General features: G+C 43.0%; 19 protein-coding genes. 11 read left to right on the top strand and 8 right to left on the bottom strand.

Annotation, left to right across the window (positions count from 1 at the left end):
* The first annotated feature begins 128 nt into the window (after window positions 1–128).
* On the top strand, window positions 129–1,130 hold the full coding sequence (gene ubiU, locus FN961_RS23630; protein ID WP_144042606.1) for a ubiquinone anaerobic biosynthesis protein UbiU: 1,002 nt from the start codon (window positions 129–131) through the stop codon (window positions 1,128–1,130).
* A 14-nt stretch (window positions 1,131–1,144) separates the two neighbouring features.
* Entirely contained in the window at window positions 1,145–2,002 is an 858-nt protein-coding gene (locus FN961_RS23625) for a U32 family peptidase (protein WP_144042605.1), read from the top strand.
* 43 nt (window positions 2,003–2,045) lie between these two features.
* Here the strand turns inward: FN961_RS23625 and FN961_RS23620 are convergent, their stop codons facing one another.
* Window positions 2,046–2,759 carry a DUF998 domain-containing protein gene (locus FN961_RS23620; RefSeq protein ID WP_244950676.1) on the bottom strand — a complete coding sequence of 238 codons (714 nt, stop codon included), beginning with the start codon at window positions 2,757–2,759 and terminating at the stop codon, window positions 2,046–2,048.
* A gap of 774 nt (window positions 2,760–3,533) precedes the next feature.
* On the opposite strand from FN961_RS23620, the gene FN961_RS23615 reads away from it, so the two are divergent.
* Together FN961_RS23615 and FN961_RS23610 are read left to right on the top strand one after the other, a co-directional pair.
* Window positions 3,534–4,889, top strand: coding sequence for a YjiH family protein (locus FN961_RS23615; RefSeq protein ID WP_144042604.1), 1,356 nt, complete (start codon window positions 3,534–3,536; stop codon window positions 4,887–4,889).
* Between the two features lie 171 nt (window positions 4,890–5,060).
* Window positions 5,061–8,768: a two-component regulator propeller domain-containing protein gene (locus FN961_RS23610; protein WP_229814794.1), complete on the top strand. Its 3,708-nt coding sequence runs from the start codon at window positions 5,061–5,063 to the stop codon at window positions 8,766–8,768.
* A 425-nt stretch (window positions 8,769–9,193) separates the two neighbouring features.
* Here FN961_RS23610 and FN961_RS23605 read toward each other — a convergent pair whose 3' ends face one another.
* Window positions 9,194–10,570, bottom strand: coding sequence for an NCS2 family permease (locus FN961_RS23605; protein ID WP_144042602.1), 1,377 nt, complete (start codon window positions 10,568–10,570; stop codon window positions 9,194–9,196).
* Between the two features lie 548 nt (window positions 10,571–11,118).
* Between FN961_RS23605 and FN961_RS23600 the strand changes: the two genes are divergently transcribed.
* The 4 genes from FN961_RS23600 to torD are packed head-to-tail and all read left to right on the top strand — an operon-like array spanning window position 11,119 to window position 15,714.
* Window positions 11,119–11,289, top strand: a complete 171-nt coding sequence (locus FN961_RS23600; protein ID WP_144042601.1) for a periplasmic nitrate reductase, NapE protein — start codon at window positions 11,119–11,121, stop codon at window positions 11,287–11,289.
* Window positions 11,290–11,343: 54 nt separating this feature from the next.
* Window positions 11,344–12,522: a pentaheme c-type cytochrome TorC gene (gene torC, locus FN961_RS23595; RefSeq protein WP_144042600.1), complete on the top strand. Its 1,179-nt coding sequence runs from the start codon at window positions 11,344–11,346 to the stop codon at window positions 12,520–12,522.
* Between the two features lie 19 nt (window positions 12,523–12,541).
* Entirely contained in the window at window positions 12,542–15,034 is a 2,493-nt protein-coding gene (torA, locus tag FN961_RS23590) for a trimethylamine-N-oxide reductase TorA (protein WP_144042599.1), read from the top strand.
* 59 nt (window positions 15,035–15,093) lie between these two features.
* The gene (torD, locus tag FN961_RS23585) at window positions 15,094–15,714 is read left to right on the top strand and encodes a molecular chaperone TorD (protein WP_144042620.1); all 621 of its coding nucleotides are present in this window, start codon (window positions 15,094–15,096) and stop codon (window positions 15,712–15,714) included.
* Window positions 15,715–15,785: 71 nt separating this feature from the next.
* On the opposite strand, the gene FN961_RS23580 is transcribed toward torD, so the two are convergent.
* On the bottom strand, window positions 15,786–17,153 hold the full coding sequence (locus tag FN961_RS23580) for a magnesium transporter (RefSeq protein WP_144042598.1): 1,368 nt from the start codon (window positions 17,151–17,153) through the stop codon (window positions 15,786–15,788).
* Window positions 17,154–17,233: 80 nt separating this feature from the next.
* Window positions 17,234–18,493, bottom strand: a complete 1,260-nt coding sequence (locus tag FN961_RS23575) for a DEAD/DEAH box helicase (RefSeq protein WP_144042597.1) — start codon at window positions 18,491–18,493, stop codon at window positions 17,234–17,236.
* A 259-nt stretch (window positions 18,494–18,752) separates the two neighbouring features.
* Between FN961_RS23575 and FN961_RS23570 the strand changes: the two genes are divergently transcribed.
* Window positions 18,753–19,268, top strand: a complete 516-nt coding sequence (locus tag FN961_RS23570) for a YgjV family protein (protein ID WP_144042596.1) — start codon at window positions 18,753–18,755, stop codon at window positions 19,266–19,268.
* 66 nt (window positions 19,269–19,334) lie between these two features.
* Here the strand turns inward: FN961_RS23570 and torS are convergent, their stop codons facing one another.
* Complete coding sequence (gene torS, locus FN961_RS23565) at window positions 19,335–22,364, bottom strand: TMAO reductase system sensor histidine kinase/response regulator TorS (RefSeq protein ID WP_144042595.1); 3,030 nt, start codon at window positions 22,362–22,364, stop codon at window positions 19,335–19,337.
* 98 nt (window positions 22,365–22,462) lie between these two features.
* Here torS and torT point away from each other — a divergent pair, with 98 nt between their 5' ends.
* Window positions 22,463–23,506 carry a TMAO reductase system periplasmic protein TorT gene (gene torT / locus FN961_RS23560; protein ID WP_229814793.1) on the top strand — a complete coding sequence of 348 codons (1,044 nt, stop codon included), beginning with the start codon at window positions 22,463–22,465 and terminating at the stop codon, window positions 23,504–23,506.
* On the opposite strand, the gene torR is transcribed toward torT, so the two are convergent.
* Window positions 23,503–24,234: a two-component system response regulator TorR gene (gene torR, locus FN961_RS23555; protein ID WP_144042594.1), complete on the bottom strand. Its 732-nt coding sequence runs from the start codon at window positions 24,232–24,234 to the stop codon at window positions 23,503–23,505. The genes torT and torR overlap by 4 nt on opposite strands.
* A gap of 248 nt (window positions 24,235–24,482) precedes the next feature.
* On the opposite strand from torR, the gene FN961_RS23550 reads away from it, so the two are divergent.
* On the top strand, window positions 24,483–24,860 hold the full coding sequence (locus tag FN961_RS23550) for a PilZ domain-containing protein (protein ID WP_144042593.1): 378 nt from the start codon (window positions 24,483–24,485) through the stop codon (window positions 24,858–24,860).
* Between the two features lie 115 nt (window positions 24,861–24,975).
* Here the strand turns inward: FN961_RS23550 and FN961_RS23545 are convergent, their stop codons facing one another.
* Together FN961_RS23545 and FN961_RS25965 are read right to left on the bottom strand one after the other, a co-directional pair.
* Window positions 24,976–25,158: a DUF6435 family protein gene (locus FN961_RS23545; protein ID WP_144042592.1), complete on the bottom strand. Its 183-nt coding sequence runs from the start codon at window positions 25,156–25,158 to the stop codon at window positions 24,976–24,978.
* Window positions 25,159–25,786: 628 nt separating this feature from the next.
* On the bottom strand, window positions 25,787–26,068 hold a 282-nt coding region (locus tag FN961_RS25965; RefSeq protein ID WP_221936144.1), incomplete at its 5' end, for a hypothetical protein.

Below are 26,068 nucleotides of genomic sequence, written 5' to 3'. Positions count from 1 at the left end.
AGGAGAGTTAAAAAGAAAAAGAGTTTAACCAGATTTTATGATCACAAACCTGTTTTATATCAAGTATTCGGCTGCCAATCCCTTTTAAACTCCAAATTCAAATTTTGGGAGTATCTCGGAGCAATAATATGGAACTGCTGTGCCCAGCAGGTAATTTGGCATCACTGAAAACTGCGCTTAACGCTGGCGCCGATGCTGTTTACTTAGGACTAAAGAATGACACGAATGCGCGATCATTCGCGGGACTTAACTTTACCCCAAAAAAACTGCAAGAAGCTGCCCAGTATACGAAGCAACAGGGTAAGAAGATCTTCCTTACTATCAACACATTCCCTAAACCTGGCGAAGAGAAGCGTTGGTATGAGGCTGTTGATATTGCAGCAAATACCGGTATTGATGCCTTAATAGTCGCAGATCTATCACTGCTTGATTATGCCCACAGTCACTACCCTCACCTACCTCTACATTTATCAGTGCAGGCGAGTGCAACGAATCTTGGCGCATTAACCCTCTATAAAAAAGAGTTCAATATTGAACGTGCAGTACTGCCAAGAGTCCTATCGATGAAGCAAGTAAGGGATCTAAGTAAAGTAACTCCTGTCGATCTTGAAGTCTTTGCCTTCGGCAGTCTATGTATTATGGCTGAGGGTCGCTGCCATCTGTCATCATACGTGACAGGTCAATCGCCAAACACTGGCGGATCATGCTCGCCGGCTAAACATGTGCGCTGGCAAGAGGAAGGTCATGACAGATTAACTCGCCTGAATGAAGTGTTAATCGATAAGTCTGGCATCAATGAGCAGATGGGATACCCGGTTGTTTGTAAAGGTCGCTACATTACCGAGCAAAACAGTGTCCCTTCACACCTGTTAGAGTCGCCTACCAGCCTCAACACTTTAAGCTTGTTACCTGAATTAGCCAAAGCCAATGTGGTGTCTCTAAAAATAGAGGGACGTCAACGCAGCCCTGCTTACGTCGAACAGGTGACGACGGTGTGGCGCCGTGCCATTGATACCTATTTACACGACCCAGAAAACTACCAAACACAAAGTGAATGGGATAGAGCATTAGCAAAAGTATCTGAAGGACAAACGACCACTTTAGGTGCCTATGAGCGCACTTGGCAATGATTGAGAAAAAGACTATGAAAGCGTCACTTGGCCCTATTCAATACTGTTGGCCTAAAGAAAAAATCAACGAGTTTTACACTCAAGTTGCAGCAAGCAATATCCCTTTGGTCTATCTTGGGGAAACCATCTGCAGTCGCCGACGCGAACTGAAATTCGCGGATTATATGGATCTTGCCCATATGTTAAAGGCTTCAGGAAAAGAGGTCGTGATTTCAACATTAGCCTTGCTGGAGGCCCCTTCGGAGTTCACTGAATTAAAAAAGCAGGTGGAAAATGGTGAGTTTACGATAGAGGCCAATGATATCGGTGCCGTGCAAGCAGCGAAAGAGAAACACTTACCCTTTATCTGTGGTCCGACGATTAATAACTACAACTTAGCCAGTCTAAAGCTTCTTCATCAATGGGGAATGCAGCGCTTTGTCATGCCCGTTGAATTATCTAAGCATTGGCTTAACCATGTTATAGCTGAGGAAAAACCAACATTTGAAATCGAAGTACTTGGTCATGGCTTTTTACCGCTTGCACTATCAGCCCGTTGCTTTACCGCAAGACAACAAGGCTTAGTGAAAGATAAGTGCCAAACCATATGTATCGAGAATCCGAAAGGGATTTTGGTGCAAACTCAAGAATCTCAATCTTTGTTAAGACTAAATGGCATACAGACTCAATCAGCGGCCTGTATCGACTTAACCTCTGAGATTGCCTCAATGGATAAAATGGGGATAGACTATTTTAGAGTCTCTCCCTCTGGCATCAAGTGTATCGAAAAAGCCGATAACTTATTTGATGGTGCCAGTTCAGTGCAGTATCAAAATGCCGATCTAAGTTGCAATGGATACTGGCATCAAGAAGCTGGATTTAATCATCTATAGTTCACTAAAAGCACAAGCTTTAAGGTTTGAAAGCCTTAAAGCTTTAGTTCTCATCTCGCAATCGTCGCTTTTTGACACTGCGGACAAGACCTGAGCACCAAACAATAAAAAGTGTAAGACTCAGCCACTCAATCACCGCAGGCCACCATATATTCGGCCTAGGTAGCTCCATCACCACCTCTTGATAAAAGGGGCGATCATCACCAAAAAAGCCAAGACTAATATGAGACATAAAAAGAAAAGCACTGAAGCTGATCAAGGTCAACAATCCGGTAACTATATTCCATCGTGAATAGAACAGCTTACCGTGCCTCATCAGGTATATAAAATAGAGTGCACAGCTACTGGTTCCTAAGTAAAAAAAATACTTAAGCGCTGCAGTATGAAGATGATACACATTCACAGGAAATAGCCCTACCGCGGCCAAGCAAGCAAACGTCGCTGCTAAAGAGAAACATAACGGGAAAAGTGACTTATTATCGACTAATTGTATTGAGAAAAGAGCAAATAAGCTCATGCTCAAACTACCAAAAAACAACCCGCCATTAATAATTACCGCAAGCGTTGAGTGACCATAGTGACCTAATTCACTCAGAGTATGATTTAAAAAATTAAAGCGATTACCTTCGAAATCTTGAAAACCGACAACAGATAGAATGGTACCGGCAAGCAGTCCGATAATCCCAAGGACACCAAATTTAAACGCAAGACTCGATAGTTTTTTACTCTTATCTACCATATTCCTGAAATTCATCATTCACCTAGCCCGTAAAATACATGGAAACAGGTTTTATTAACGAGGTCTAGCGCCAATTCTCAGCCCTTCTATTTTAAGAACAACTAGAAATGGTAATAAAACCGAATCGAATAGAGGTAAAACAAACAGCTAACATCAGCCACGGTCACTAAGCAAAGAGGTAGAAACTAGCAAATAAATATTTAAGGAGGAACGAAACTAACTGTTATCCATTCATCCCAACCAGGCCTTTAAACCAGAGAGAACTAAGTCACCGGAGCACGCAAAAATGTAGTTAATAAAATATCCAGAGCACCTAGCGCAACACACGCATCTTTTGCTATTTATACTAACCTGCAAGTCATGATATCTGAGCAGCAGTAAGCATGCCATTTACCCCTTGTGCGAGTCTCATTTATCCTCAATGCTTACTGCATTAAAGCCCACATGCTTCTCAACTCATCATCCACTTGTTGAGATTGTTATTATGCCGATAATCGACACTCAAAAACACGAGTTAGAAACCATCGCAAAACTTTGTTTTAACAAAATTTTTACCAAAAACTTTATAGCCAATTATCACACCTGTAAGTTACAATATAAATAATCAAAAAGATGCAATAACTATTCTTCGAGAACTCGAATAATCACAGTGTTAGATAAGGTTTTACATACAGGAATTAAGGGGGTACCCTTGCTTTTCTTGAGTTGAATGAATATTCAATGATATTCAAAAACCGCTAAATTGATCATTGATTGCAACTTTGTCAAACAGATAATGTAGAGTGTAAAAAAGTGGCTGAAAAACAAACCCATAACATAAAAACCATACTAACTTTTATTATCCCGTCATTAATTGGCCTACTGCTATTTATGACGCCTATCAGTTATCAAGACGCAATTACTATCCCAATCGCGATTGTATCTAAAGGGCTACAAGCATTTTTTGGTGATGCATTAACCGCCATCGTCACCGGGGTTGTTTGCTTTACCGCTATTGCATCCATTATTACTAAGCTATTAAAACCCGCCTTTATTACTCAGCATAGCTTTTTAAACTCATTGCTCAACGTCACGCCGATGTGGCTTATCATTCGTACTTTTGGTGCCGTTTTTATTGTACTGACGTTCGCACAAGTTGGCCCAGCGGCGATTAATTCTGGCGACACCGGAGCATTAGTACTTAACGATCTACTGCCTGTGCTATTTTGTGTATTTATCTTCGCGGGTATGTTGCTTCCACTGCTACTTAACTTTGGTTTATTAGAGTTTTTTGGCACTTTACTGACAAAAATTATGCGTCCGTTGTTTAATCTTCCCGGTCGTAGTGCAATTGATTGTATGGCTTCTTGGTTAGGGGATGGCAGTGTCGGCATCTTGATGACAAGCAAGCAGTACGAAGCTCGCTTTTATACACAAAGAGAAGCAGCAGTGATTGGTACCACATTCTCTGCTGTCTCAATTACCTTTTCGTTGGTGGTCATCTCTCAAGTTAAGTTAGAGCATTTGTTTGTGCCCTTCTATCTTACTGTCTGTTTTGCCGGATTCATGGCTGCCATCATCGTGCCTAAATTACCGCCTCTTTCTTGGAAAAAAGATATTTATATCGATGACACACCAAGACAACTAGATGATGAGGTTATTCCTGCTGGCAGAGGCGCTTTTTCATGGGCGCTAGAACAGGCATTGAATAAAGCATCGAAAGCAGGCGGCCTGAAGCACACCATAAATGATGGTATGAAAAACGTTATCGACATGGTGTTTGGTGTCATCCCCGTGGTCATGGCCATCGGTACACTCGCATTGATTGTGGCTGAACATACCCCTATTTTCGATTATCTTGGGATGCCATTCATTCCGCTACTTGAGCTGCTCCAAGTACCAGAAGCAGCTGCCGCCTCTAAAACCATCGTCGTTGGGTTTGCTGATATGTTCTTGCCTTCGATTTTAGCCAGTTCAATACAGTCAGATATGACTCGATTTATCATTGCTGCAATGTCAGTGACCCAACTTATCTATATGAGTGAAGTGGGTGCGTTACTGATAGGAAGTAAAATCCCAGTTAATATACTCGAGCTATTTGTCGTGTTCATCCTTAGAACATTAGTCACTCTGCCTATCATTGCTGGTGTCGCTCATCTGATATTCTAATTATTTAGCCTGAGATTGCAGCACTAAAAAAGAGTGGTTTTGCCACTCTTTTTTTATTCATAAATTTCTCGTTTTTACCCTCGCACTTTCACGATTTACTTCTAAACTTATAGACTTAACATTCACAAACATGAAGTGAAATAAATCTATCGGATGAGAATTCTCCTTATAATGTCGATCTGGTTAATGGGTTTTCCCCTTTTAGCCATGGAAAACCAACCTATTTTCGACGCTTATAAAGCCGAGCAAGGGCTGTCGATGAATACTGTCAACGACATAGTGACAGACGACCAAGGTTTCCTCTGGATTGCCACTCAGGCAGGACTAAATCGTTACGATGGCAAACATTTTAAGTTTTACCAAACAAGCCAAAACAATACAGGTCCAACAGACAAACATATTAAAAAGCTTTTTTTTGGTAAGGCTAAGCAGTTATGGTTGCTCACCAACAGTAATGGCATAAACCAATACTTACCTGATTCTGATACTTTCATCCCCTTCAATGAATCCAATAGTCCGTTACCAAACCATGAGATAATTGACCTCTATCAAGACGCCAAAGGCAATCTATGGTTAGCAACCCACAACAACGGGCTTATCCACTTCTCCCCCACTCAAAATAAAATACTTAATCATCTGTTTTTATCTTCAGAAAATGAACAAGGGCAAAATGCCACAAATAATAGAATTTCCATGATATTAGGTGATAAATTTGATCAACTCTGGGTCGTGTCAGATAAAGGATTATCATCAATAAGCAATGGCAATAATATCACTCACTATCCTGAAGTGAATCACCTCCTAGCAGGAAGCATAACCAGTTTAGAAGCCGATAAAAATCATGCCTTATGGATTGGTACGAAAGAAAAGGGCTTGTACTTATTCGATAAACAAGCCAAGACTTTGCAGCATTTAGACGCAACTTCGGCACTGAACAGCGATAGCATCAACCAACTAAAAACAGACATGTATGGCAATTTATGGATAGCCATTCACGGTAAAGGGCTTGCTAAATATTCCCCACAATTAAATAAGCTAAATATTATCAGTCACTCAGCTGAAGACAGTAACAGTCTATACAGTACCCACATTACCTCGCTTACGATTGATAGTGAACACCAACTATGGGTGGGCACCCAAGGCAGCGGACTTCACAAAACCTATCTTGAAGCTGAAAGCTTTGGCTCTAACAACATGGTTAACCTAAAAGGCAAAGTATTAGGTAATACCAATGTCAGGAGCATATACAGAGATCACCAGCAACAGCTGTGGGTTGGAACAAGCACAGGTTTATACAGAGCCCAAGAAGGGAAAAGTAATGAGATTTTAGGCTTTACCCTGTTTGACATTCCAGGGATACAAACGAGAAACCTCTTCATTAGTTTTATTAAAGAAGATGATCAGGACAGATTATGGATTGGCACCAGAGGTGAAGGGCTGTTTATTTTCTCTGCCGATAAACTCAGTTATTCCCACTATCAATATCAGACTGGCAATGCAAAAGGTTTACCTAGCAACTATTTATACAGTTTGTACTTCGATCGTGATAATCAGGCTTGGATCACCACCAAAGATGCTGGTGTGGCAAAATATATAGATGAAGAACAGGGTTTCATTCAATACCATCATATCAAAGGTGATCTGAACTCTCTGCCAAGCAATCAAATAACCGACATGATTCAAGATAACCAAGGAAACTACTGGTTCGCCTCATACGATAATGGCATGACTAAACTAGACCTTCAGGGAAAATTTACCCACTTTAACACTCAAACCAAATCCCCCATCCCCTCCCAACATCTGATGTCGATCCAATTGGGTGATAACAATACTATATGGATAAGTAGCAACGACGGAGTGTTCTCATTTGATACTCAAAGTTATGAAACAGAGCTATTCAACACTGAAACAGGCCTAATTGGTAACCTTGCTTACTTAATGATCATGGATAACAAAAAAAATCTCTGGGTAGGTACGGCATCAGGCTTGAGCATGCTCAATACGCGTAACTTTACCATCAGAAATTTCACCTATATTGATGGACTTCAAGATAACGAGTTCAACTTTGGTGCAGGTTTTATCGATAGCGATAATCACATCTATCTAGGAGGAATTAATGGGTTTAATCACTTCTTCCCCTCGCAACTGCCCAAGTTATCGCCCCCTATGCAACCAGTTATAGATTCACTTACGATCTTAAATAAATATCAAACAACTAACTCAGATGCACAAACGTCAAGCTTCATTAAAACGGATAAAATCAAACTGTCCTACCATCAAGACATATTTACGCTCTCTTTTCTAAGTCCATCACTTCACAGAGCCAAACGCTTAACCTATGAATATAAAATGGTAGGCTTACATGACGGCTGGCTCGTTGCCAATACAAACCAAACAACCCAGTTCACCGGCCTTTCATCAGGAGATTACGCTTTCCTATTAAGAGCAAAAGATATCAATGGCAATTACAGTCCCATTCGCCGATTAGACATAGAAATATTAGCCACACCTTGGCTATCTTGGTGGGCCTACACCATCTACACCTTGATCTTTATCGTCTTGTTTACCCTACTTTATTATTCAAGGCATCAAAAATACAATGCACAAAATGTGTTACTTAAAGAGATTGAGCAAAGTGAACAAAGATTGCAGCTTTCATTGTGGGGCAGTGGCGATGAATTCTGGGATTGGAACATTGGAGACAAAAAGATAGTTCGCACCAATGTATTTCTTAAATACCCAGAGAGCGAAACTCACCTCAATGAAACCATGCTGCAATGCGTTCACCCCGAAGATCTGCAAAATATTGCCGCTGAAATCGATGCTTGTATGAATAAGGGCAAAGACAAGTTCGAACTGGCATACCGTTCCAAACTCGCCGATGGAAATTGGCTATGGGTATTAAATAGAGGACAGGTGATCGTTCGGGATCATTTAACACGTCCAACAAGGCTGGCTGGCACCATCAAAAACATTCAATCACAGAAAGAAACAGAAGTCGCCTTAAGATCATTAAACCAAGAGTTAGAAAAAAGAGTACTGAGTCGAACCAACGAATTACAAAAAAGTAACGATGAACTAAAAGCCACATTCCAAGAGTTAGAACTGACCCAAAATGAACTTGTCGACAAAGAACAGATGGCAACTTTAGGAGGGCTTGTGGCCAGTATCACCCATGAGATTAACACCCCGATAGGCATCAGCGTGACGGCAGCTTCCCACCTGCAAACCAGTGTTGATAAGTTCAACAAACTCTATGCTACCGGAGAAGTATCTCATGAAGACTTTGAGGAGTATCAAATTGAGATTGCCGATTGTTCCAAGTTAATGCTGGTCAACCTAGAGCGAGCCTCTAAACTGATACAGAGTTTCAAACAGGTCTCTGTAGATCAGTCACATGAAGATATCAGAGAGTTTAATCTAAAGACTTATCTGGACGAGATCTTCTTATCATTAAACCCAATGCTGTCCCGAACTTCACATCAGTACAGTTATCAATGTGAAGATAACATTATCGTAAAGAGTAATCCGGGGGCCTTTTACCAAATTATCAGTAATCTCATCAATAACTCGATTGTGCATGCATTCCCAGATGGACGAATTGGCAACCTACAACTGAAAGTCATCACCTCAGAATCAGGCTTTGAGCTTCTGTATCAAGACGACGGGTGTGGAATGTCAGCGGAAATACAGGAGAAAGTGTTCTCTCCCTTCTTCACCACTAAACGCGGTAAAGGTGGGAGTGGTTTAGGCATGAACATTGTCTACAACTTAGTGAATCAAGTTTTGCAAGGCGAGGTTAAAGTATCCTCAACAATCGATGAAGGTAGCCTTTTCACCATAACACTACCTAAGTCAATTCTAGTCACGTCCGACTAATCCCTTATCCTTCTAAACACTAAAACAAGACAGTTATACCCAAACTACCTGAGAATGCTAGTTTCAGAGGCGTTGCGCGAGTTCAATTCTAGACGCATTGACTTAGGAATGGTGACTCCCTTTTAAGTTAATGCAACAACGAAGTGGGCTTGCGCAAAGCCTTCTACGATGGGTTTTAATGCTCTTTATTCTGCGTTATTGATTTTGCTAAGGGAACAACCATTAACTGCAAACAATGTAATCACCATGGATGGTGTGAATGTCAGTCATCCAGGAGCATATTACTGACCTTACTTAAAGTGCATTAAATTCCCACTGAATTCTGCATTTCCAAGTAGCTTGGGTATAAACCCTGCGTATTGAGATCGTTTGAGGCTAAATTCAATACTGAACCTAGCCTATTCTCAAGAAGGATAACGAATGGATTAAATAGCCCAACCACCCATATAAAATATCACCAAGCCTAAGGTTATCGCCACCACGCCAGGTTTCAATTGACGCCACTCACCGCTACACAATCTGCCAATCACTAACGTGACAAAACCAAGCATAATACCCGTGACTATATTGCAGCTTAAAATGATAAACACTGCGCAAGTAAGACCAGCCATCGCATCAACTTTATCGTTGAAATCAAGCTTAGTCACATTGCTCAACATCAATAACCCCACATACATCAGCGCAGGTGCTGTAGCGTAAGCAGGCACAAGATAACTCAGTGGTGCGAGGAACATCATCAATAAAAACAAAATACCGACGATTGTTGCCGTTAACCCTGTTTTTCCGCCAGCAGCGGTACCCGCAGCTGATTCAATGTACACAGCAGCAGGAGCACCACCAACCACACTAGCCACAATACTGCTCACAGAATCAGAGGTCAGCGCCTTGCCACCACCGATAATGTTATCATTCTTATCAAGCAATTCAGCTTGTCCCGCAACAGCACGAATAGTTCCTGTGGCATCAAAAATGGCTGTCATCACCAATGCTAATACTATCGGTAATACCACTGGGTTTAATGCCCCCATAACATCAAGCTGACCAATGAGTGATTGCTCCGACATTAGATCAGGCCAAGCAAATAACCCCTGATATTGCACCGCTGGATCGAATATCAAGCCAAACACTGACAGCGCCATAATGACAATAAGGATCCCACCTGGGGTGCCACGACGCTCTAGGCCTATGGTCGCAGCAAGACCGATGATCGTAGCCAAGACAGGCAGGCTGTTGATGTCTCCAAGTTTAACGGGCAAACCCGCATCACTGGCTAGAATCAATTGCACGCTATTGGTCGCGATTAACAGTAAAAACAGACCAATACCTATGCCTGTTCCATGTGCAATTCCTTTAGGTAGGTTAGTCAACACCCATTGACGAACGCCAGTCACGCTCACAAATGTGAACACCACTCCCATCAGAAAAATAGCACCTAAAGTGACTGGAATAGAGATCCCTTGTCCCAACACCATGCTAAATGCAGTAAAGGCCGTTAACGAAATGGCACAGCCGATCGCCATGGGTAAATTCGCCCACAGTCCCATCAATAGCGAGCCAAATGCGGCGATTAAACATGTCGCAATAAATACTGCGCCAGTATCAAATCCAGCAGAGCCTAACATATTAGGCACCACAATCACTGAGTAGACCATCGCAAGGAATGTGGTAAAACCAGCCACCACTTCACGTCTTAAGGTACTGCCTCGTGCTGAGATCGAAAAATAACGGTCCAGTAGCGGCACTGAATTTGATGCTTGAGTAGCGTTAACGTTTTGTGTAGGGCGAGTCTGTTCGGACTGCATAATCTTGATACCTTTTTGATCTCTGAAAGTTGAAAGGCTATGGCAGGTAAACGATACATCGGGTGAGAGATCCACTTATACTATTGAGTATTTAAAGTGACCTGCATGCTGTTAAATAGTGACCGATACGTCATCAATATTCGCTATATCACGGACTTTTCACTGAAAGTTCAATGACAACACAGCCTTTGTTGGCGGCGGATTCTACAGCAATATGTAACAAGCAGATAGTGCCATTTTCCTTCAAAGATTGGCGATTTATTATTTACTTCAATGGAGGTGAAACTGACTCAAAAGAGTCCCATAATGACTCCGCTCTAACTTCATATCAATTGCCATCCCCTCACTCAGATAATCATCTCACCATTTGCACAAAAAATAACTTATCGCTCATATTTTAACTGACGAATTAATCAGTAACAGAAAGCGAAATCTGTTCATATTTTTTCATATTTTCATAAATATCATTCATTCATCGTATTACTCCTGTTCACAAACATGCTTTATATTGGTGTAATCAGAGATTAGATCACTTAAGAGAGTCGGTTATGGCAGAACAGCTACCTACAGAGTCAGCAACAGAGGTGAAATCTAAAGAATTAAAAGCCTTAGGTTTCATTATATTTCTTCTTTTCCCAATACTTGCCTTCACTGGCGTTGGAGCTTACGGCTTATTCATTTGGATTATCCAAACGTTAAGTGGCGTCGCTGCACACTAACCAAGCCTGCAATAGTTTAACAATAACGAATTTGAGATTTTAAAGGATACTGCTATGAAGTGGATCATGAATATTTGGCGCACGCTAACCAAGCCAGCCAAATTTCTTACCTTAGGTACGATTAGTCTTTCTGCCTTCCTAATGGGCGTTATCTTTTGGGGCGGGTTCAATACCGCACTAGAGATGACCAATACCGAAGAGTTCTGCATTAGCTGTCACAGTATGGAAAGCATGCCATACCAAGAGCTACAAAAAACAGTGCATTGGTCTAATCACTCAGGCGTACGGGCAACTTGCCCTGATTGTCATGTTCCACACAACTGGGGTCGTAAGATTGCCCGTAAGCTCGAAGCATCTCACGATGTATGGGGCTGGATGCTACAAACGGTCAACACACCTGAAAAATTTGAAGCTAAGCGTTTAGAGATGGCAAGTCGTGAATGGAAACGTTTCGATCTTGATAACTCGCTTGCTTGTAAAAACTGCCATAGCTACGACTCAATGAAGTGGGAAAGCATGTCTAAACTTGCTCAAAAGCAGATGAAGCGCGCAGCTGAACTCGATCAAAGCTGTATTGATTGTCACAAAGGTATTGCACATAAACTACCAAACATGGGCGTTGCTCGTGCTCCTGAGCTAATCGCTCAAGTCGGTAGCGGTGTCAGTTCACCTGAAGACGGACAAATTTACTACTCTGCGCTGACTAAACCACTTTTCTTCAATGCAACAACAGACGTTGAAGCCGGTACGTTAAACATCGCGACTAAAGTGAAAGTTTTAGAAGCTGACGGCAACCGTGTAAAAATTGGTATCGATGGCTGGCGTAAGAGAATTGGTGCAGGACGTGTGATCTACTACGATTTCGGTCTCAACATTCTATCTGCTCAGTTAACTAAAGATGCCGCCCTTGAAGAGGGTGTAATGGAAGTGTTTGAAGAGAAAGTAGACCCATTAACCGGTCTTACATGGCAGCGTGTTGAAGCTAAGATCTGGACAGACAAAGATTACTTAGTGACAGATCTGCAACCGCTTTGGGATTACGCACGTTCAACATACAGCACTAGCTGTAGCGTATGTCACACTCAACCTGCAGAAGCTCACTTTGATGCCAACACTTGGCCAGGTATGTTCCAAGGTATGATCGCCTTCGTTAATATGGATCAAGATACACAAGCCTTGGTACAGAAATACCTACAAGAGCATTCATCTACTTTCGATAAGTCTGCGCACTAGCACTAATAGGATAAAGAAAATGAAAAGAAGAGATTTTCTAAAGGGATTAGTATCAACATCTTATGTTGTCCTAAGCGGTGCATCAGTACTTGCTCCCCTTAATGCGCTAGCGGCAGCTGGTGCCAAAGACGACGATGTCTGGTTGACGACTGGTTCACATTTTGGCGCATTCAAAATGAAGCGTAAAAATGGCGTTATCGACCAAGTTATTCCATTCGACAGTGATAAATATCCATCGGATATGATCAATGGCGTAAAGGGCTTAGTGTATAACCCATCACGTGTTCGCTACCCGATGGTACGTTTAGACTTTTTACTGAATGGCTTTGAAAGTAATACCAGTCAACGCGGCGATTTCCGTTTCGTACGTGTCACGTGGGACAAGGCATTACACCTATTTAAAGACTCTCTTGATGAAGTACAAACTAAGTACGGTCCATCGGGTCTTCACGCGGGCCAAACAGGCTGGCGTGCAACCGGTCAATTGCATTCTTGTACTAGCCATATGCAACGTGCTGTTGGCATGCACGGTAATTTCGTTAAAAAAATCGGCGATTACTCTACCGGTGCGGGCCAGACAATCTTGCCATATATCTTAGGTTCTACCGAAGTGTATGCACAGGGTACCTCTTGGTCATTAATTCTTGAAGAGTCCGATACCATCGTTTTATGGTCCAACGATCCTTACAAGAATCTACAAGTAGGTTGGAACGCGGAAACACATGAATCTTATGCTTATCTAGCGCAGCTTAAAGAGAAAGTAAAACAGGGCAAGATCCGTGTGATCAGTATTGACCCTGTTGTTACTAAGACTCAAGAGTACCTAGGGTGTGAGCAGCTTTATGTAAACCCACAAACCGATGTGCCGTTAATGTTAGGTATCGCCCATGAAATGGTGACCAAAAACCTACATGACACTAAGTTTATCGAAGGTTACAGCTTAGGTTTCGATCAATTTCTCCCTTACTTAATGGGCGAAAGTGATGGTGTACCTAAGACGCCTGAGTGGGCATCTAAAATATGTGGTGTGAGCCCTGAAGTGATTCGTGACTTAGCTAAAGTCATGACTAAAGGCCGTACTCAAATGATGATGGGCTGGTGTATTCAGCGCCAACAGCATGGCGAGCAGCCTTACTGGATGGGTGCTGTACTTGCCACCATGATAGGCCAAATTGGTCTACCAGGTGGCGGTATCAGCTATGGTCACCATTACTCTGGTATCGGTGTTCCGTCATCAGGTGCAGCTGCACCAGGTGCTTTCCCACGTAACTTGGATGAAGGTCAAAAGCCTATCTTTGATAGCAATGACTTCAAAGGTGCAAGCAGCACGATCCCAGTTGCGCGTTGGATTGATTCAATTTTAGAGCCAGGTAAAATCATCGATTCAAATGGTTCTAAAGTGACCTTCCCTGATATCAAAATGATGGTATTTTCTGGTAACAATCCATGGAACCACCATCAAGATAGAAACAGAATGAAGCAAGCCTTCATGAAACTGAAATGTGTTGTTTCTATCGACATGAACTGGACTGCGACATGTCGTTTCTCTGATATCGTGTTGCCAGCATGTACCACATTTGAGCGTAACGATATCGACATCTATGGCAGCTACGCTAACCGTGGTTTGTTATCGATGCAGAAGATGGTAGAGCCTCTGTATGAGAGTTTATCTGATTTTGAAATTTTCACTCGCTTTGCGGCAATCCTAGGGAAAGAGAAAGAATACACCCGTGGTATGACGGAAAAAGATTGGCTGGTTATGTTGTATAACGACTGTAAAGCGGCTAACGCTGGCAAGTTCGATATGCCTCTGTTTGAAGAGTTCTGGAAAGCCGGTTACGTTTACTTTGGCGAAGGTAAGCCATGGACTCGTCATGCGGATTTCAGAAACGATCCTGAAATCAATCCACTCGGTACGCCTTCTGGTTTGATTGAGATCTTCAGCCGTAAGATTGCTCAATACAACTATGACGACTGCCCAGGCCACCCAACTTGGATGGAAAAAGCAGAGCGAAGCCATGGTGGTCCAGGTTCGAAGAAATTCCCAGTGTGGATGCAGTCTTGCCACCCAGATAAGCGTCTTCACTCTCAGATGTGTGAATCGCAAGAGTTCCGTGAAACCTATACCGTCAAAGGTCGCGAGCCTGTTTATATCAGCCTTGCAGATGCAAAAGAGCGTGGCATTAAGAGCGGTGATATTGTTCGTGTCTTTAACGACCGTGGTCAATTACTTGCAGGTGCAGTGGTTTCAAACAACTTCCCTCAGAGTATTATCCGTATTCAAGAAGGTGCTTGGTATGGACCTGTTGGTCCAAATGGTAGCAAAGAAGGCGGCGCTGAAATCGGTGCAATCTGTAGCTACGGTGATCCAAATACACTGACTCTGGATATCGGTACATCAAAACTAGCGCAAGCTTGTTCAGCCTATACCTGTTTGGTTGATTTTGAAAAATACCGAGGTAAAGTACCTGAAGTAAGCTCATTCAGTGGCCCTATTCAGGTTAATGTTTAGTCTTGTACCTATAAGGAATTTGTTAAGCGTATGAAGGATGAAGTATGAATGTAAGTGATATGAATGATTCGGCAGTCAATCAGGCAAGAGCGATGGTCTATCGACTTCTCTCATCCCTGTTTGCTAAAGAAATTGATCATCAAATTCTACACGAACTAACAGGTGAGCAAGCGCAAGCTTTCTTAGCACAACTAGCGAGTGAGCCTGCATTCAAACAAGATATCGATACTTTAATATCTGTACTGAATACGCTAAAAACGGATAAGGCACTATTGGAACTAGCCGCGGATTATTGTGGCCTCTTCCTAGTGGGATCAAAGCACAGTGCCTCTCCTTATGCCAGCTTATACCTGAACGGCAGCGATCATGAAACACCTCTTTTTGGGGAGCAACATCAGCAGATGTTGCAATTCCTTAAGCAGAGTAAGCTACAGGTTCAGACAAGTTTTCCTGAGCCAGCCGATCATTTGGCGGTGATTTTAGCCTATGTGGAACACCTGTGTTTGAACAGCGACAAAACCACTCAGCTAAACTTCATTGAATCTAACCTTAATAATTGGTTAGGTAACTTTGCTGCTAAGGTCATCGAATGTGACAGTGGACAGTTTTACTGCGCACTCGCGCGTTTGACTAAAAACTGGGTTGCATCGGATCTTGATGATTTAAAGTCAGAAAGCTAAACCATTTAATATCAATAAAAAAGCGCTGAACATTCAGCGCTTTTTTTATGTCTAATTCTTCTTAATTAGTATTACAAATATAGTAGGGTCGCCATGCCTAAGAAGGTGAAAAAACCAACCACATCCGTCACCGTTGTTAATATCACTGAACCGGACAATGCGGCATCTTGATGACACTTCTGTAAAATAATCGGCACTAAAACCCCCGCCACGGCAGCCACCAGCATATTGACTAAAATAGCACACGCCATCACCATGCCTAAGGTCTGATCTGCAAACCACCACGCGGCAACGGCTCCGATAACCCCTGCCCATAAAACACCGTTAACCGCCCCAATCCCTAACTCGTTTTTCATTAATGAAAAACGGTTACCAGTAGACACTTGCCCCATGGCCATACCACGGATCATCAAGGTTAACGACTGGCTACCAGCAATCCCACCCATCGACGCCACTATTGGCATCAAGATGGCGAGCGCAACCACTTGAGTTAATACTCCTTCAAACAACCCTATGGTCGCGGACGCTAAGAATGCCGTTAACAGGTTAATCCCCAACCAGATAGCTCGGCGCTGTGCTCCTTTGACGATGGGCGAGAACAGATCGTCTGACTCATCCATACCCGCCGTTGCCATGAGTTGAGCTTCATAATGCTCTCGCACCAATATGGTCGCAGTTCTCAATGTTACACGGCCAATCAACACCCCATCATTATCCACAATCGGCATTTCAACCTCACGGCTATGCTCCATGGATTCAGCGGCTTCTAATAGAGAGGTATCAGCAGACAGTGAGCGCGTATCTTCAGACAATAAAGAGACTAATGGTTCAGTAAGATCATGTTTGAAAATATCAAAGCGTCTTACCTCACCTTGGTATTTACCCTGTTCATCAATGATGAAAATTTTATCATTACAATCTAAGTTAATACGGCGGAAAAAGTTCTGAGCTTGACCAATCGTGGAGTTGAGATCCAACACCAACATCTGGTGATCTGCGTATCGACCAATCTCGTTATCGGAATATTGATCATACAATTCAAAATGTTTACGTTGGCGCAGACCCATCTGCGCCAATGCTCGCGCAGTTAAGTTATCAGGAAGGTGATCACTCCAATCAATCAAATCCTCAGGACTAAGCTGAGCAAAGAGATGATCCAAGGCCTCTGTGGTCATCTGCTCCAAGATACCCATTCGAGGTTCTGCACGCATTAAGCTCAGCACGGTGACCCGCTCAGTCGAATTGACTTGCTGCCATCGCTCAAAACGATCATCTAAGGGGAGTGACTCTAATAAAAGTGCAATGGTGCCTGATTCAGCACCTTCGAGGATCTCATCGAACAAGGCAGACTGAGCCTGACCATCGACCTCTGTCAGTAACTGAATCACATCGCCAATATCGAAAAGTTTAGGGTCATGTTCATTATTCGATTCAACCACGGAAATATCACCTTAAGCGCGTCTCAACTAGAGACGTTAATTATATAATCGATACAACACCTTGTTTTGTTACACTCATTCTAGCGTCTTGCTTTTTTACTGCCTGTAGCTCTGCGTCTGGCACGTTGCTTTTGTGCTGATTTATTGTTTCTTCTTACATCAGACGTGCTCTTAGTGAGATCCGGTTCGAAGCCAGCCAACCATTGCTGAGGCAAACGCGTATCAAGCACCGCCTCAACCTCTTCAAGTAACAGGGCATCTTCTTCACTATATAAAGTGATAGCGATGCCAGAATTCCCCGCTCTACCTGTACGGCCTATACGGTGAACATAATCCTCAGCGATAAAGGGGAATTCATAATTCACCACCACTGCTAATGATTCGACATCGAGTCCCCGAGCCGCTACATCGGTAGCGACTAACACCTGAATCTCACCCAGTTTAAATTGCTGCAGCACTTTTTCACGGGCACTTTGTGAGAGATCACCATGAAACGCCATCGCCTTAACACCTGCATTAAGTAAAGCAGATGCTATCTTATCTGCACCCAGCTTCTTACGACTGAATATCAATACTTGTTGCCACTTTTCAGTGAGTAGTAGGTGACATAACAACTCGGTTTTTCTATCTGCATCGACAGCATAGACGCGTTGTTCTACCTTTCCGGCAGCCGCATTTCGCTTACCCACTTCAATAAGTTTAGGCTCCTTAAGCAAAGCTTTACTTAATCCAAATACGGCATCATCAAATGTGGCTGAAAATAATAGGGTCTGTCTCTGCTTGGGAACCTGTTTAAGGATGGCATCAATCTCGTCCTTAAAGCCCATATCCAGCATGCGGTCAGCCTCATCGAACACTAAGAAAGCTAACTGATTAAGGGTCAGAGAACCTCGTCTTAAGTGATCAAGCAGACGACCCGGAGTCGCGACAAGTATATCCACGCCCGCTTTTAACACATCAGATTGGGCATCGATGCTCACGCCACCGTAGACAATAGCGCTATCAAGGCCCGACAACTTACCATATTTAACAAAACTTTGATGTACTTGCAGTGCAAGCTCACGCGTCGGCGTTAAGATCAAAGCTCGAACAGATTTTACCTCTTTGTTGACTGGTTCCATCTGAGCTTTATCGCTGAGTTTCTGTGCTTTTAACTGGTTAAGAATAGGCAAGGCAAACGCCGCCGTTTTCCCAGTACCAGTTTGCGCTCCCGCCATCACATCGTGACCGGCTAAGATTGCAGGAATGGTTTCAACCTGCACAGGTGTTGGAATCTCGTAACCCAGCTCAGATAACACAGTGACTAGATCAGCAGCTAAACCCATAGAAGAAAAAGACATAAATACACCAGTAATCAGCCCAACAAAATTGGCGCGCAGTGTAACAGAAATCAGTTGATTTTGTCAGATGACGCTGCCGAATATTAATAGCTATCTTGAAAGCAATATGTCACTTTCCTCGCCCCCTCAAAAGAAAGGTACTTGGATCACAAAGCACAGAATAATTGGTCATTAAATTAGCAAAAACAACCAAGATCACAGTTATTCTGTTCAAAATAACGACAATAGCCCGCTGTTATATTTTATCGGATTATTGTTAGTGTTCGACGTATCTCATCTATTGATCGCCCAAGGTATTGGTTTCATCTCCATGTTGTTAGCTTGGTGGGCAAACGCACAAAAAAATGACCAAAAACTGCTGAGCGGAAACATCGTGGCAGCGGGCCTGACATCACTTCATTTAGGTTTACTCGGAAGCCCACTGGGCATGGCCAATCAGCTACTGAATATGGGACGCTTTTGCGCTGGCCGTTATTGCCGTCGAGCCATACTCGCACCTATTTTCGCGTCACTGGCCATACTGCTAGGCTGGTTTTGGGCTCAACATTGGAGCGAATGGTGTGCTGTGTTTGCCGCCGTCATCATGAGTTTTGCGCTTATTCACACATCAGGGATCCGATTACGATGGGCTATGTTAGTCAGCAATGCCTGTAATCTAAGCTTATCGCTTCATCTCAACTCATGGTCAGGCGTCATATATCAGGTGATCACTATCGTCATCATCGGCTATCAAATTAGAGAAAGCCTGCGCCTGCCACAATATCAATCAGCATAAAGCTATCATGGCTTAGTCAGGATGCAGCCCAAGTCAACTGGCTTAGTGGCATTCTGATGAGGCTGTTCACTGCTCTTTTTCAATGAGCTGCGTTAACATCGCTAAAGAATCCTGATGTAATCGTTGCAGTTTTAGGTGTTCATCCAACTGATAATCTGTTTTTTCAAGGCGTTTACAGAGTTCAGATAACGCCTTTAATCCCATGCTCGCACTGCTGCCTTTTAACGCGTGGAGCACAGCATTTCTGTTGTCACTCTCCTGAGTGAGTGCAGACAACTGAACCTGACTTGATTCTCGATACAGCTCCATCATCTCAACAACAGCCTCAACGCCTAAATATTCGATATCTTGTTTTATCTGCTGTTGATCAATTAAATCACTAAGTTCATCTTCACAAAGCAATGCTTGAGTTAACGCCACAACTTCATTTACTGGTTGTGGATTTAATGCATCACTGACAGTGATATTCTCAGGCTTAGCAGCCCCAATCCATGCCGCAAGCATCTGCATATTAAGCGGCTTACCTAACACGATATCGAAGCCCATCTGTTGATAATTAACCATATCATCTGACTGAGTTTGTGCCGTAAATGCTGCAATTTCCAGATCATGGGTGGCTTGATGCGTCATCTCTCTTAATTCATTTAACAGATCGAGCCCCGATCCATCACCCAGTTGAATATCCAACATGATGGCATCGAAACTTTGAACACTAGTCTTATAGATCTGACGCGCCTCAGCACAACTGTTCGCAAGTTCGGACTCATGACCTAAGTGCGCGAGGAAACCTTGAGCCACCATGGCATTCACTTTATTATCCTCAATCACCAAAATACGTTTTTTATTCACCTCACGCTGTGGTGCCTCAACATGTTCATTCGCTTGAGAGCAAAAAATAAGCGGCAAACTGAAACCAAAACGACTCCCCTTACCCACTTCACTTTCAACCCAAAGAGGTTGATAACAATCCTCAATCACGCTCTCATGCTCAGGCGTATGGCACATCAGCTCCACCAGCTCTTTACTGATGGCAAGACCAAGACCAGTACCTCGAGAACGACCATGATTCAGATGCGCACTGTAGGCTTTAAACAGGTGCTCTTTAGCTTGTTCGCTAATCCCCACTCCCGAATCGATCACCATGAAACACAGCGCTTTGCCATCAACCCAAACTTTTAATCTCACCTCTCCTTCGGGGGTAAACTTAATCCCATTGCCAATAAGGTTAAACAATACTTGCCTTAACTTAGGGCCATCAATATTGATCCAATCAGGCAGTTTTGAGCACTCTATCACTAGGTTTAGCCCAGCAAGCCCAGCCCCAGCGAGCATAATAGCAACCACATCATCGAGAAGTTCTTTGATGGCGACAGGGCGCGGTTCATTGCTTAACTTACCTTGCTCTAGTCGCGAAAAATCTAAAATATCGTTAAGTACCGTTTGCAGTAAAGTGCCGCTGTATTGCGATAACGCTAACATCTGCTTCTGAGCGACTGGCAGCTCTGAATGCCCCAGTAAAGTCAGCGTACCTAATAAGCCATTTAAGGGCGTGCGGATCTCATGGCTCATGGTCGCTAAAAAGAGGGATTTTGCTTGATTGGCCTCCTCGGCCATATTGCGTGCTTGCGCATGCCCTTTCGCTTCCGAATCCAAATGCCTATTGGCAATAGCTAACTCTTCTGTGCGGGCTTCGACGGTGATCTCCAGCGCCGCTTTATGTTCACTGAGTTCATCGGCACTCTCTCTTAATTCGAGTTGCAGTTTTTGATTGTGCGCGGTTTTTTGCTTGAAGGCCTCAATAGCACTCGCCATTGCAGTTAACTCATCATCGCCATAGGAGTTGATGGCCACTTGCGTATCCCCCAGACTTAGCCTTGAAAGCGCGTAAGTGGCCTCATTTAACCTCACTGCGATCCCTTTATATATCACTCGATAGACAACAAATAAAATGACAATCAACATCAATATGCCTGTCCCCATCAGCCCAGCTTTGGCCCAGTCTATGCGCTCCAAATAATCAAGGCGTGCCTGCTCTGCATCTTGCTGCTGAATCGACATCGCATGATCCACTGCTTGGTTTAGCTCATAAAGCTTATTAGAGAGCATCTGCAGCTGTTTATTTTGGGTTGTCATCAAGTGGATATATTGCTTTTGTATCGTAAGTCCTTCAGATACACGTCGTAGCACCTGAAATTCTTGTTCTAAATCTGCAGCACGAACGGGATCTCTGATCAAGCCCTTAAGCAGTTCCAGCGCCATCAGATCCACTTGCACAATGGAACCTGACGTCGTGTCATTGGGATCCATATATGTCTGAGGAGTCGGTAGAGGTCGATAGGAGATGGGTGACAAAGTAGACGGCATGTTGTTTGACATGCTGGTAAGCACAGTCAATAGGCCTCTTTCCTGCTCTGGTGATTGAAGCAGCTGGCCAATAAGCGCGATATTATGGATAAGTTTCAGTGCTCGATTGAGGCGCTCTTGAATATCAATATCGTATTCTATGACAGTATCCAGCAACTCGGCACTTCTCACATCGCCAACAATCTCTGGGTATGCCAGACTCAACTTAGCAAGCACAGAGGAATCGACAACGGCTAATTCGGCTTCAAGTAGCTTGATACTGTTACTCGATGCCAGTACTAAGGCTTCTCCCTGCTCCGTTAGCTGCCCAGCGACAGACAATCGCTTTCCGACTTGTTTACCCAGTTGTGATAAGTCATGAATGATCTCACCAGCGGTCAATTCAAGGCGCCAGTCACTTTGAACCTGCAAGCTTTTAAGCTTAGCAATCGCACTTAGCATGTTAGTACTGTTGATCGACAAATTACGTCCGATAAACTGACGTAAATGTTCCTCTTCGACTCTGCCTAACGCTTGGGCATTTTCAGCCAACGCATTGGATGCTTGTGCCAACTCCCTAGCCGCTTCTGATGCTGGTAGCGCCTTATCATAGAGGTAAGCATCGGCTTGATTAACCCAGTACAAACTCATGTTGCCAAGTGAAACCAAGAGCAATAACAGTAAGCCTAGGATGCCAAAAGCTAACATTAATCGTCCGACCAAACTTTTTCTTGATAGTGATAAAGAGCTCACTCTTATTCCTTCTATGACTGATACAATGTAATCTACACTACGTTGGCTTATGGAAACAAAAAGTGCTTTTCAACAAAAAAATATCAATGGTTGCCTGTATGGTGCCATTTTTATTTATCTTACAGGTACATGCAGAAACTTGGTCATTAGAGCAACGTAGCCCTTTCAATGTCAAAATTCAAACGACCAGTCAACTTACCTACACACCGTTGAAACAAGCCAGTAAACCATGGAAAATCTGCGCCTTAGTTCCGCACCTAAAGGATGCTTACTGGATTGGCATAGATTACGGTTTAGTTCAACAAGCTAGCAAGCTTAATATCACGCTTCAGTTATTTGAAGCGGGCAGTTATTATGAGAAAAAGAAACAATTAAGCCAACTCACTCACTGCTTGAAAAGTGATTTTGATGCGATTTTACTTGGAGCCGTCTCCCCAAAATTACTCTCATATTACCATGAGCCCATCACTAAGCCAGTTATCGCACTGGTGAATAGAACCGACAGTCCAAGTATCACCACCCGAGTTGGGGTGAACTGGTATCAGATGGGGTTGAATGCTGGCCAATTTATCAAAAATGACCTCGCAACTAACTCAGCACTAAATGCCCAAAAGCAGGTCGATGTATCCCTGCTTACTGGACCCGAAAAACAGGGGGAAAGTGATTGGGTCGATCAAGGTATTTTAGCCGCGCTCAAAGACAGTAAAATAACCATATCTTCAATCCGCCACACTGATAATAACCGTAATCTGTACCGTGACCAGCTGCATCATCTACTCGATGAACGTAGTCCTGATTATATTTTAGGCAGTGCGGTCGCCATAGAGGCTGCGATCGGAGAGATACGCATTAAGAAATTAGAAAATCAGGTAAAACTGGTTAGCAGCTACCTGTCTCCAGGCGTACTTAGAGGTTTATTCAGAGACAAGATTGCATTTAGTAATGATGATCTCGTTGTATTACAGGGTAAGCTTGCAATAGACGTGGTAGTTAAAACCTTGGAAGGCGAACCTATCACAGGGGACATTGGACCTAAAATCGAGGGAATCGTTAGCAAGGACCTAAATCAGCACAACATCAAAAGTAAACTGGATAAAAGTTTAGCGCCACCTGATTTCTACCCCATCTATACCGTGAACTAACCTTCAACCTTGGCTGAAAATAGATAACCTTCGCCATGGACGGTCACAAAAAGCTCAGGGTTAAGTTTATTACGCAACCTTCTAAGGATCACATCAATGGTTCTATCGTTCACATCTTGATTTCTGTGGCTGGTCTGTTGCATTAGGCGCTCACGAGATAGCACCTGCTGAGGATGGAGCACAAACGCGGCTAATAACTCAAATTCAGCCTTAGTTAACTTAATCAGGTTTTCACCATGGAGCAGTTTTCGACTGTTTAGTTCAAGCGCATAACCATCGAATATAATCACATCATCTTTCTGTTCAAGTTGCTCAATCATCTCTTTCTCGGCCTTGCGGACAAGGGAGATACGCCAGAGAAGATTCTTCACCCTGACTAACAATTCACGCAGCTCAAAAGGTTTAGTCACATAATCATCAGCGCCCATTTCAAGCCCAATGATTTTATCGATGGCTTCATCACGACCAGTGACCAAGATGATGCCGACATCGGAACGACTACGAAGCTCCCGCGTCAGACTTAACCCATCAACACCGGAGGTCATGCTGTTAATGCCCTGCAGATTAATGTCGAGTATCACAAGATCGATATGCTGACGATTAAACTCCTCCCACATCTGTTCGCCATTTTGAGCCTGATGGACACGGTATCCCTCCTTCTCAAAATACCCTTTTAGTCTTGCTCGAATGACAGATTCATCATCGACAACCAATACGTTATACGCCATGGTTTATATTCTCCACACTAAAACTGCCTTCAATTTTTCATATTTTTTCATATTTTTTCATATCTGCATATAAGCAATGTGTAAAATATCCTTTTTGTATGATATTCATCCAACATTTAATGATTTTTGCCCGTCATTCGTTAATTTACCTAATAGAATTTTTACACCTATAGCAAAGTGGCATATGCTTGTAGCTACCTATGTAAATTTTTCATGATGTTTATTAACGTGTATTTTAAGGATTTCTAATGGATGAGAGGCGCCAGTTTTCCCGTATTTTATTTGATACCAAAGCCAACCTTAGCCAAGGCGATAATATCTGGACAACTAAAATTCATGATTTAAGCCTAAATGGCGTGCTCGTAGAAAAGCCGCAGGACTTCTCCCCAGCCGACGGCTTAATCATGTTAGATTTCTCCCTTCCGGACTCTGATATTGAATTACAAATGGAAGCAACACTCACGTACCGTACAGGCAATCTTTTGGGATTAAAATGTGTCCATATTGATGTTGATAGCATCAGCCATCTTCGACGCATATTAGAGCTCAACCTTGGCGATGCCTCCCTCCTCAATCGTGAGTTAGAGAACTTCATTGATGCACATGATAATTCCACCTTGGAATGAAGGTTCGCAACATTTTCTTGATTTAGCCTACTGACTTTTGCAATCTACCTCTAATGCCATTAGCCTTCGAAAGAGAGCTAATCGCATTAAATGGTTTAGATATACTTCATAAAGATTATGACCCTTTCGAACTCTGTTTTATCGCTAAAATCTTTTCGTATATCTGCTCTGCTTCAAGGGTTAAAAAAGAGTAACTCTTAATATCCCCATTCCGCTGCGCATACATCGCTTTCTCAAGCTTTAAAGCATAAATTTTTTCTAATTTTTTTGTCGGATTTGATTTAAAGATAGAAAACATTTTCTTTCTCATTTGGCTTGTTTGGTAACCTATACGTATTGGAACCACAATTAGATTACATATTTCTATAAATATTCAATCGAACAGCTAAAGATGTGGCACACCCATCGACACCCATGGCTTGAAGAGAAAGCCTCTCTTCGATTTGGCTTCTGATACTGCACTATGTTTTTGCACTTCTCTGTGTCCTCAGTGGTGAATAGTCTTTGTTTGGATTGTTTAACTAAAAGGCAAAAGCTTGTTCTCACCACGGAGCGCTGCGCTTCACGGAGTACACGGAGGTAAAGATGGAGGTAAATCTACTTTGAACAGGTTTACATTTTCTGGTTTAGCTTTTAGCAGGCTTGGTATTGAGTGGTGTGTTTGAAAGTGGTTTGTTCATTGTTATCTATCGCCTCCAGCTGGGTATGTGTACTATTTCTTAGAGAAGGTTTGCGAACCACCGCAAGCACGTCCGATCTCCAAGGTCTTAAGCGTTCCAGACGCTTTAAAGACATTTCCCATATCCCTATGGGTCAGTGGAGGAAATGTCGAAAAATGTAGGGAACATTTTCTGCTATGTGGACTCTACCAAAACCAATAACTTCCCTGTTAAACGGCCAGTTCGATATCTGCCAGACAGGAAGTCTCAATGTCGTGAAGGACAGGAGTCCAAGAACGACCCTATCTCTCGTTCGAAGCGTATCACTTCGCGATACCTCACCCAGAAGTCGAAGCTCGCAGCCGTATCTACACCTGTTCTTCTATCTCTTCGATTTGGCTTTGCTTGGTAGGGGCTAACTTGTTTCAGCCCGTGCGACGTGAAGTCGTATGAAGCGCTGTTCACCGCTTTGAGTGAACCATCTGTATCACCAGATGACCCTATGGCTCTGAATAAAGTAGCGAGCCAGACAATGTAACGAAATTTGGT

It is taken from the genome of Shewanella hanedai, assembly GCF_007197645.1.
Taxonomy (GTDB): Bacteria; Pseudomonadota; Gammaproteobacteria; order Enterobacterales; family Shewanellaceae; genus Shewanella; species Shewanella hanedai.
This window is presented reverse-complemented; position numbering and strand designations above follow the sequence as displayed.

Bases quoted from the DNA above. Each gene is read 5' to 3' on its own strand.
- torR (WP_144042594.1), bottom strand. From the start codon at position 24,234: ATGGCGTATAACGTATTGGTTGTCGATGATGAATCTGTCATTCGAGCA.
- ubiU (WP_144042606.1), top strand. From the start codon at position 129: ATGGAACTGCTGTGCCCAGCAGGTAATTTGGCATCACTGAAAACTGCG.
- torD (WP_144042620.1), top strand. From the start codon at position 15,094: ATGAATGATTCGGCAGTCAATCAGGCAAGAGCGATGGTCTATCGACTT.
- FN961_RS23550 (WP_144042593.1), top strand. From the start codon at position 24,483: ATGGATGAGAGGCGCCAGTTTTCCCGTATTTTATTTGATACCAAAGCC.
- FN961_RS23600 (WP_144042601.1), top strand. From the start codon at position 11,119: ATGGCAGAACAGCTACCTACAGAGTCAGCAACAGAGGTGAAATCTAAA.
- FN961_RS23545 (WP_144042592.1), bottom strand. From the start codon at position 25,158: ATGTTTTCTATCTTTAAATCAAATCCGACAAAAAAATTAGAAAAAATT.
- FN961_RS23625 (WP_144042605.1), top strand. From the start codon at position 1,145: ATGAAAGCGTCACTTGGCCCTATTCAATACTGTTGGCCTAAAGAAAAA.
- FN961_RS23620 (WP_244950676.1), bottom strand. From the start codon at position 2,759: ATGATGAATTTCAGGAATATGGTAGATAAGAGTAAAAAACTATCGAGT.
- torT (WP_229814793.1), top strand. From the start codon at position 22,463: ATGGTGCCATTTTTATTTATCTTACAGGTACATGCAGAAACTTGGTCA.
- FN961_RS23575 (WP_144042597.1), bottom strand. From the start codon at position 18,493: ATGTCTTTTTCTTCTATGGGTTTAGCTGCTGATCTAGTCACTGTGTTA.
- torA (WP_144042599.1), top strand. From the start codon at position 12,542: ATGAAAAGAAGAGATTTTCTAAAGGGATTAGTATCAACATCTTATGTT.
- FN961_RS23605 (WP_144042602.1), bottom strand. From the start codon at position 10,570: ATGCAGTCCGAACAGACTCGCCCTACACAAAACGTTAACGCTACTCAA.
- FN961_RS23610 (WP_229814794.1), top strand. From the start codon at position 5,061: ATGTCGATCTGGTTAATGGGTTTTCCCCTTTTAGCCATGGAAAACCAA.
- torC (WP_144042600.1), top strand. From the start codon at position 11,344: ATGAAGTGGATCATGAATATTTGGCGCACGCTAACCAAGCCAGCCAAA.